Below are 8,893 nucleotides of genomic sequence, written 5' to 3' on the forward strand. Positions count from 1 at the left end.
GAGCCTTGTCGGTTGGGCATAACGTCAAACGACGACACGATTTTCGGCCGCTCTTGTTCGACGTGTCCACAATTTCCGAATGTAACTTCTACCGACACGGTTTGGCGGGCGAAAGTGAAGAAGAATACGCCATCCGGGCAGCCCGAGAACTCGATGCTGAATTGTCAGCACAGCCACCCGGTACCGTAATCGGGTTTATTGCCGAAACGATTGTGGGCGCGACCGCCGGTGCGCTCACTCCGCCAAAAGGCTATTTCCGGGAGATCTCGAAGATCTGCCACAAGCACGGAGTTCTCCTCATCCTGGACGAAATCATGTGCGGGATGGGACGTAGCGGAAAGCTGTTTGCTTATGAGTGGGAAGGTGTTCGTCCTGATATAGCCACCTGCGGCAAGGCCCTCGGCGGCGGCATACAACCGGTCAGTGCGGTACTACTCAGCGACAAGATCGTGGATGCCATTAAGGCCGGGTCAGGCGCCCTAAAGGGCGGCCATACCTTTATGGGCCATCCAGTCGGATGCGCGGTCGCCCTTGAGGCGCTCGAGATTCTCACAGAGGACGGATTCTTAGAAGACGTCATCGCCAAGGGCCGAGCCCTTGAGATGTTGTTAAAGCAGGCCTTTTCCAGCCATCCGCATGTGGGCGACATCCGAGGACGCGGACTATTCTGGGCAATCGAACTTGTTAGGGACCGCTCCACCAAGGAACCATTCCCTGCCAACTCGGGCTTGAATGAGTTCATCAAACGCAGCGCATTCACTCGCGGTCTCCTAATCTATCCCGGCGGCGGCACCGTCGACGGAACGCTTGGCGACCATATTCTTCTCGCTCCGTCGGCTACCGCGGATACCACGGAACTGCACGAGATCGTTGATCGGCTGAGGCTAGCGGTCGACGCCGGCCTGAAGGCGGCAAATTCCCGGATCTATCAATGGACTGCAGACAAAAGGGAGGGGGCCACTCGATGAGCGCAAAAACTGTTAACAACCATCAGTTGCCACCTAGCAGAAAAATGAAACTGGGCGTCTTCAGACTGGTCCATGAAGCGAACTCGTTTGCGCTGGACAGATGCGATCAGAAAATGTTCGCCGAGGGCCAGTGGGCTAGGGGTCTCGACGCAGCAATGACCCATCAGGGTTCGAACACGTCGCTCGGTGCCGTTCTCGGCTTTCTTGAAACTCACCCGGAATGGGAAGCCACGTTTTTCCGTCTTGCTTCAGCGACTCCTTGCGGTGATATGACCAATGAGTGCTTCTCGGCAGTCCGCGACGAACTTGTAGCCGACATCAAGGCCGGCGCTTGGGACGCTCTATACCTTGGCCTCCACGGCGCTGCGACGGTCGAGGGCGGACGCTCAGCGGAATTGGAATTGCTCCGGGCAATCAGAGCGGTCCTCCCGGACGTGCCGATCGGAGTTTCGTTTGACCTACATGGGAATCTCGACCCTGAGATTGCCAAACTCGCGACGATCGCGGTGGGCTACAAAACCCATCCGCACATCGACATGAGAAATGTCACCGCGAAAGTGCTGAGACTTTTGGTGAGCACCGTACGTGGAGACATTCGCCCAACGGGAGCCATTGTCAAGCTGCCGCTCCTGCTCCCCAGTGCGAACATGCGCACCACCGACGGCCCCATGCGGGAGGTAGTGTCCTATGCCGCGCTCGTCGAACAACAGGAAGGCGCTCTGGACATCACTGTCTTTGGCGGATTTCCCTACAGCGATTGTACCATGTCCGGGGCTTGCTGCATGGTGTACACGGACAACGACCCTGCTCTTGCCCACCGCCTCGCGCGCGATGTTGCTGGGAAACTGTGGTCACTAAAAGAACAGTTCTTCGTTCCCCTCCCGTCGACCAGGCAAGCTTTGCAAAGCATTGCGGATGCCACTCGATATCCGATCGCCATCGTCGACAATGGCGACAATCCAGATTCAGGCGGCATCGCAGACACTCCGTCGCAACTTCGAGCAATACTTGATGCGGACCTCGCCATCCCAACGGCGTTTTGCTTTCTCTTTGATCCGGAACTCGTACAGCGCTGCCATGAAGCAGGTGTCGGCGCGCGGCTCCAGGCCAAGCTAGGTGGGCGACTAACTCCGCAATATGGTCCTCCCGTCGAGCGTGAAGTCGAAGTCGTTCGGCTCATCGAAGATTGCTCCTTCAACAATGAAGGACCGCAAGACACCGGGATAAGGTTATCTTACGGCCCCACTGCGGTTGTGAAGAGCGGAAATGTCGAGATCGTGGCGGTAACAATTCGTCATGCAGTTGTTGATCCTGGCTTCTATCGGGCGAATGGGATCGACCTCTCGAAGACCAAACTGCTTGCGGTCAAAGCGAAGAACCACTTCCGGGCGGCATTCTCCAGCGTATTCGCTGATATCATCGCGGTCGATGAACCCGGACCGGCCGCATATGACTTCACGACCCTAAGGTTCGCTCACGTACCCGACCAGTTCTATCCGATGAATCCCGCGGCGACATTCTCGCCCGGGAACGCGACCTGAGGTCACGGTTGGGGCAAGAGAAAGCTGAATGTTGAAGCAATAGGAAACCAGAGAGGGAACCAGAACATGACAATTTCTCGACGCGACATCATCAAGTTAAGCGTTACCACCGGAGCGGCTTTGTCGATCCCGTCGGTCCTGCGGGCACAGTCGACGACGCCGGCTGCTAGGACGGTTCGCATGGTGAAGGGCAATGTCCGCATTTTCGACCCAATCCTGACGACGTCAGCCGATACCTACGATCATGCGCTAGCGATTTACGACACGCTTTTTGGGGTCGACGCGAATTTCGTGCCGCGACCGCAGATGGTGGGGAAGTGGGGCGTTTCGGATGACCAGAAGACCTATACGTTCGAATTGCGAGATGGTCTGCGCTTTCATGATGGCAGCCCCGTCACCGCAGCGGACTGTGTTGCCTCAATTCGCCGCTGGGGTAATGCGGATTCCGGCGGGAAGGTGATCATGGCGCGCGCCAGGGACATCTCGAAAAAAGACGACAAGACCTTCTCGATTGTGCTCGAAGAACCGCTGGGGCTTCTGATCGATATCCTCGCAGCACCAGGTGGACTTTTTCCCGCTATCATGCGCGAAAAGGACGCGGATCGTCCTGCAACCGAGCAGGTGACCGCGAATATCGGATCGGGACCGCTCAAGTTCAATGAGGCCCTCGCTAAGCCGGGCGCGAGCTTCACCTATGATCGCAATGAACAATATGTCCCGCGCAAGGAGCGGCCCGACGGGTTCGCGGGCGGTAAAATTGTCAACATCGATCGTGTCATCTGGGACAATATAGCTGATCAGCAAACTGCTTTGGCGGCCTTGCAGGCGGGTGAGATTGACTTCCTTAGAGATCCGCCCTTCGACCTCCTCCCAATAATTGAGAACGATCCGAACCTCGCGCTGCAGGTCTTGAACAGAGCGGGCGACACCATCTTCCTGCGCATGAACTGCCTGCAGAAGCCGTTCAACAACGTCAAGGCGCGCCAGGCGATGCTTCACCTCATCGATCAGGAGGCAATCTTGCAAGCCGCCGCCGGCAGCGCAAACTACACCCGCACCGTGCATTCGCTATTTGGAGTTGGAACGCCCTATACGAACGATGAAAACACAGGATGGTTCAAGAAGGGCGGCGACCCGGAAAAGGCACGACAGCTCTTCAAGGAAGCAGGATATGCCGGTGAGAAGGTCGTCATGCTTGACTCCACGGAGTATGCGGTGGCGCACAATGCCAACCAGATTGTGGCGGCCGAACTGCGGAAGATCGGGGTCAATGCGGAACTTGCGACGACGACCTGGAGTGAGCTTGTCACGCGCCGGGCGAAGAAGGAGCCTGTCGAAAACGGCGGCTGGAGCATCTTTGTGTCCTCCTGGTCCGGAGCCAATCTCGGCGATCCACTGGGCACCCCCTTTTTCGCAGCAAATGGTGACAAAGCCTGGTATGGCTGGCCGAAAGACGACGAATACGAGGCTGTGCGGGCCAAATGGGTGGATACCGAAACGCTCGACGAGCGCAAGGCGCTGGCCCGCGAGATGCAACGGCGTTGGTGGGACTTCGTTGGCGCCATTATGCTGGGTAATGTTGTTCCGCCAATTGCGCACCGCAAGACGCTTACCGGCCTGATCGGTGTACCTAAAGCCGTAGTACCAATGTGGAACATGCGGAAGGGTTGAAGACTGTGGCCCTCTATGTCCTTCGTAGGTTGGTTTCGACCATCGCCGTCATGGCGATGGTCGGGATCTTCATCTTTTTGCTTCTCAGGCTGGCGCCCGGCGACCCGGCGGCCATCATTGCTGGCGACACGGCCACACCAGAGATGATCGCCAACATCCGCGAAAAGCTGGGCCTCAACGAGCCGCTGCCGGTTCAGTTCGCCCATTGGGCGCACAGCATCCTCAGCGGCAATCTCGGGATCTCCATTTTTACCGGGCGACCGGTTCTCGAACTCATTTCCCAACGGCTAGAGCCGACCATTTCGCTAGCAATCCTAACGATGATCCTTTCGGTAACGATCGGAGTCACCTTCGGCATTCTCGCCGCGTGGCGAGCTGGCGGCCTTGTTGATCGCACCCTGACGGCATTAGCGACACTCGGCTTTTCTGTCCCAGTGTTTGTCGTTGGCTTCTTTCTCATATACTTCTTTGCGATCAGAACACGTTGGCTACCTGTTCAGGGATATCAGCCTATCGACCATGGCTTCGGGCCATGGCTTGTGCAACTGATTCTCCCGACCATGACTTTGGCCCTTGTCTATGTTGCTCTCATTGCCCGGATGACGCGGGCGAGCATGCTCGAAGTTTTGTCGGAAGACTATATGCGGACGGCCGCCGCCAAGGGTGTCTCGTCCTATTCCATGCTTTTCCACCACGCTCTGAAGAATGCCGGCGTCCCGATCCTGACAGTGATCGGCTTAAGTTTCGCATATCTGATTTCTGGCGTTGTCATCACGGAAACGGTGTTCAACATCCCAGGCGTAGGTCGTCTGGTGGTCGATGCGATCAATAACCGCGACTATCCCGTCATCCAAGGCGTGCTCATCCTCGCTTCGGGCATGTACGTCCTTATCAATCTCGCGGTCGATCTCGCCTACACCCTGATCGATCCCCGCATTCGGTACTGATATGTCCCTTCTTTCCGCATCCGCAGAAGCCGCGCCGAAGGGCCGGCTGCAGCTATCCGGTCTTCCCCGTCTGGCAAGACGGCATCCTCTGGTGTTTATCGGCGGCGGCCTGTTGGCGCTGCTGATCATTCTGGCGCTCGCCGCACCGCTTTACGCTAGCGACCCACTGAATTTGTATCCATTTAAGCGCCTTCAGCCGCTTTCCGCCGAGATGTGGCTTGGGAGCGATAATCTAGGCCGAGACGTGTTCGCGCGAACGGCGTTCGGGGCGCGGATCTCCCTTCTGGTGGGATTGACGTCGGCGGCGAGCACGGTACTGACCGGGCTTCTGGTCGGTATCATCGCCGGCTACAATCGCCGCTTCGATAGCATCGCGATGCGGATTATGGACGGCCTGATGTCGATCCCGACAATTCTGCTGGCTCTCGCCCTTGTTTCTCTGACAGGCGCCGGGATCGGTATCCTCATCGTCGCCATCACCATCACCCATACCCCCGGCACTGCGCGGCTGGTTCGGTCGGTGGTCCTGGGGGTTCGGGAGCGCCCCTATGTAGAGGCTGCGCTCTGCGGCGGTGCGCGGCTGCCGAAGGTGCTGTGGCGACACATCCTGCCGAGCACTATTCCGGCGCTGATGATCCAGAGCGCCAATCTCTGCGCCAGTGCGATCATGACAGAGGCCGGGCTAAGCTTCCTAGGCGTCGGTGTGCCGCCTGAGATCCCCAGCTGGGGCAACATGATCTCAAGTTCCCGCCTATATCTTCCTATTGCTCCATGGTCGGTCTTCGCGCCCGGCATCTGCCTTGCGGTTACGGTCCTAGCCGTCAACCTGCTCGGGGATGGCTTACGCGACCTGTTCGACCCCCGCGCAACGCGGAGGCGCTGATATGCAAATGCAAAAATTAGCAGGGAATGACGTGCTTCTCGATGTCCGAGACCTTGAAACACACTTTTACGGGGAAGAAAGCGTCACCCGCGCTCTGGGCGGCATCAGCTTCCAAGTCAGGAGTGGCGAAACGCTCGGTGTTGTCGGAGAATCCGGGTGCGGCAAGAGCGTCACTGCCCTCTCCATTCTTCGCCTGCTGCCGAAGCTGACCGCCAGGACAGTCGGCGGCGAGATCCGCTTTCACGGACGCGACCTCCTGAAGCTCTCCCCCCGGGAGATGCGACAGATCCGTGGCAATCGGATCGCCATGATCTTTCAGGAGCCGATGACCAGCCTGAACCCGGTTTACACGGTCGGTCACCAGATCGCAGAAGCGGTGCAGATCCACACCAAAGCCTCCCGGTCAGACGCGATGGCCAAGGCGCGAGAAATGCTTCGGCTCGTCCGCATCGCGGATCCCGAGCGCCGCGTCAACAACTACCCGCACGAAATGTCAGGTGGCATGCGCCAGCGTGCTATGATCGCCATGGCGCTTGCCTGCTCACCAGAGCTGTTGATTGCTGACGAGCCGACGACGGCACTTGACGTCACGATCCAGGCGCAGATCCTGCGGCTGATCGTCGATCTGAAAGAGCACACGGGGACGGCGGTGATGTTCATCACGCATGATCTCGGCGTTGTCGCCGAGACCTGCCAACGGGTGATCGTCATGTATGCCGGCCGGATCGCAGAGCAAGCGAGCGTAACGGATCTGTTCGCGCGCCCAGCGCATCCCTACACCCAGGGCCTGATGCGCTCGGTGCCTGATCGGCGGCACGGCCGGCAACGGCGTCTTCCGGAAATTCCCGGCATTGTGCCAAGCCTGCGCGAGCCCATCGTCGGGTGCAGCTTCGCGCCGCGCTGCCCGTTCGCGATCGGCATTTGCCGCGAGAAGACACCCACGTTGCGTGACATCGGCCCAGGCCACGCCGCAGCTTGCTTTCGCGCTGAGGAGGTCATGGGCGGATGAACGGTCAATTGCTGAAAGTTGAGAATCTAACCAAGCATTATCCGCTCGGTACGGGGTTCCTGAACAAGACCGTCCCGGTGGTCCGGGCGGTGGAGGATGTCTCCTTTTCGGTTGAGGCCGGCGAGACGCTCTGCATCGTCGGCGAGTCCGGCTGCGGCAAGTCCACCGTCGCTCGGCTCCTGATGCGACTGGTGGAGCCGACGGGCGGACGCGTGCTGATCGACGGGACTGACATTGCGGGTCTGAAGACGCACGAGCTTCGTGCGTCGCGCCGACGGATGCAGATGGTGTTTCAGGATCCCTACTCGTCGCTCAATCCGCGTCTCACGGCCGGACAGATCATCACCGAGCCTGTCGAGAATTTCGAGCGCCTCAGCCGCAAGCAGCGCCAGGCGCTGGCCGCGGACCTTCTCCGCAAGGTCGGAATGCGGCCCGGGATGATGCACCGGTTCCCGTCCGAGTTCTCGGGCGGCCAGCGCCAGCGGCTCGGCATCGCGCGGGCGCTGGCGCTTCAGCCCTCGCTCATCATCGCCGACGAGGCGGTCTCAGCCCTTGACGTTTCCGTGCAGGCCCAGATCTTGAACTTGCTTCTGGATCTCCAGCAGGAGATGGGCCTCGCCTTCGTGTTCATCTCGCATGACCTTGGCGTCGTGGAGCATATCGGCCATCGCGTGGCGGTCATGTATTTGGGGCGGATCGTGGAGCTCGCCCCGTGTGAGGCGCTCTTCGCTAATCCGGTCCACCCCTACACCGAGGCGCTGATTGCGGCCGCTCCTGTGCCGGATCCCACGCGAGTTCGGCTTGAGGTGCCGGTGGAGGGCGAGGTGCCAAGCCCCGTCAATCCGCCGAGCGGGTGCGCGTTTCATCCGCGCTGCCCCCTCGCGGTTGACCGTTGCCGCATCGAAGTGCCGCCGTTGGTGCCGATGGCAGACGGGCGGGTCGTGGCCTGCCATGTGCGCGCTCCGGCAGCAGACACGTCGGGCCGGCCGGTTGCGGCGGCTAGTTCTTCGCTCACTGTGGGATAACAACAGACCCTCCACCCGATGGTAGATCTTCAGCACATGGGTGAAGCAACTGGCGGCAGCTCGAAAAAGGCACTGTCGCCTTGATCTTTAGATCCGTGGAAGGGGTGAAACTGCCGTCTAGGGTCTTAAAAGATGGTTCAAGAAGGGATTTTGGAGACGATCATGGCACCACGAACGCGGCGTCGCCCACCCATAACGGGCCACCGTCGGTTTGCGTCGGTAACCGGGGGGCTGCCGCGGTGAAGCTGGAGGGCGGGGCCAAGCGTCTGGACGTCATTCGCGCGCTTGTCGACTGCGAGATCCCGGTGATGGGGCACTTGGGCCTGACGCCGCAGAGCGTGCACGACATGGGCGGCTTCAAGGTGCAGGGCAGGGGAGCCGACGACGCCCTCCGGATCCTGGAGGATGCTCACCGGCTCCAGGAGGCCGGCTGCTTTGCCCTGGTGCTCGAAGGCATCCCCTTTGAGCTCGCGGCGCGGATCACCCAAACGCTGAGCATCCCGACCATCGGCATCGGAGCCGGCCCGCTTTGCTCCGGCCAGGTGCTGGTCCTGCACGATGTGCTCGGGTTGACACAGGAGCACAGGCCCAAGTTCGTGCGCACCTACATCGACGGCTTCGATCTGTTGCAGCAGGCGCTCGCGCACTGGGCCGCGGACGTGCGCCGCGGCGCGTTTCCATCAGCATCTGAGTCCTATGCAGCGTCGACTGAGACACTGGAGGCGCTCGCTGCTTGGTCCCGTCCTGATCAGGCTGCCTGCTGAGGAGCCCCATGCAGATCATGTCCTCCATCCACGATCTCCGCGACGAGCTCAGAGGCTTCTGGGCCGCAGGCCTGCGGATCGGCTT

At 59.9% G+C, this 8,893-nt stretch carries 7 protein-coding genes and 1 pseudogene; all 8 read left to right on the top strand.

Features of this window, described 5'->3' with window-relative positions:
• On the top strand, positions 1–968 hold a 968-nt coding region (locus tag AA309_RS14035), incomplete at its 5' end, for an aminotransferase class III-fold pyridoxal phosphate-dependent enzyme (protein ID WP_047189658.1).
• Positions 965–2,509: a M81 family metallopeptidase gene (locus tag AA309_RS14040; RefSeq protein ID WP_160310466.1), complete on the top strand. Its 1,545-nt coding sequence runs from the start codon at positions 965–967 to the stop codon at positions 2,507–2,509. The genes AA309_RS14035 and AA309_RS14040, both read left to right, overlap by 4 nt.
• A gap of 66 nt (positions 2,510–2,575) precedes the next feature.
• Complete coding sequence (locus AA309_RS14045) at positions 2,576–4,180, top strand: ABC transporter substrate-binding protein (RefSeq protein ID WP_047189659.1); 1,605 nt, start codon at positions 2,576–2,578, stop codon at positions 4,178–4,180.
• Between the two features lie 5 nt (positions 4,181–4,185).
• Positions 4,186–5,127: an ABC transporter permease gene (locus AA309_RS14050; RefSeq protein ID WP_047189724.1), complete on the top strand. Its 942-nt coding sequence runs from the start codon at positions 4,186–4,188 to the stop codon at positions 5,125–5,127.
• A 1-nt stretch (position 5,128) separates the two neighbouring features.
• Positions 5,129–6,010, top strand: coding sequence for an ABC transporter permease (locus AA309_RS14055; RefSeq protein ID WP_047189660.1), 882 nt, complete (start codon positions 5,129–5,131; stop codon positions 6,008–6,010).
• Between the two features lies 1 nt (position 6,011).
• Entirely contained in the window at positions 6,012–7,019 is a 1,008-nt protein-coding gene (locus AA309_RS14060; protein WP_047189661.1) for an ABC transporter ATP-binding protein, read from the top strand.
• On the top strand, positions 7,016–8,044 hold the full coding sequence (locus AA309_RS14065; protein ID WP_047189662.1) for an ABC transporter ATP-binding protein: 1,029 nt from the start codon (positions 7,016–7,018) through the stop codon (positions 8,042–8,044). Before AA309_RS14060 ends, AA309_RS14065 begins: the two co-directional genes overlap by 4 nt.
• 224 nt (positions 8,045–8,268) lie before the next feature.
• Positions 8,269–8,808 (top strand): annotated as a pseudogene (locus AA309_RS14070) (3-methyl-2-oxobutanoate hydroxymethyltransferase); the annotation flags it as partial.
• Between the last annotated feature and the right edge of the window lie 85 nt (positions 8,809–8,893).

The organism is Microvirga vignae, assembly GCF_001017175.1.
Lineage (GTDB): Bacteria > Pseudomonadota > Alphaproteobacteria > Rhizobiales > Beijerinckiaceae > Microvirga > Microvirga vignae.

Coding starts and splice junctions, on each gene's coding strand:
- AA309_RS14040 (WP_160310466.1), top strand. CDS start 965: ATGAGCGCAAAAACTGTTAACAACCATCAGTTGCCACCTAGCAGAAAA.
- AA309_RS14045 (WP_047189659.1), top strand. CDS start 2,576: ATGACAATTTCTCGACGCGACATCATCAAGTTAAGCGTTACCACCGGA.
- AA309_RS14055 (WP_047189660.1), top strand. CDS start 5,129: ATGTCCCTTCTTTCCGCATCCGCAGAAGCCGCGCCGAAGGGCCGGCTG.
- AA309_RS14060 (WP_047189661.1), top strand. CDS start 6,012: ATGCAAATGCAAAAATTAGCAGGGAATGACGTGCTTCTCGATGTCCGA.
- AA309_RS14065 (WP_047189662.1), top strand. CDS start 7,016: ATGAACGGTCAATTGCTGAAAGTTGAGAATCTAACCAAGCATTATCCG.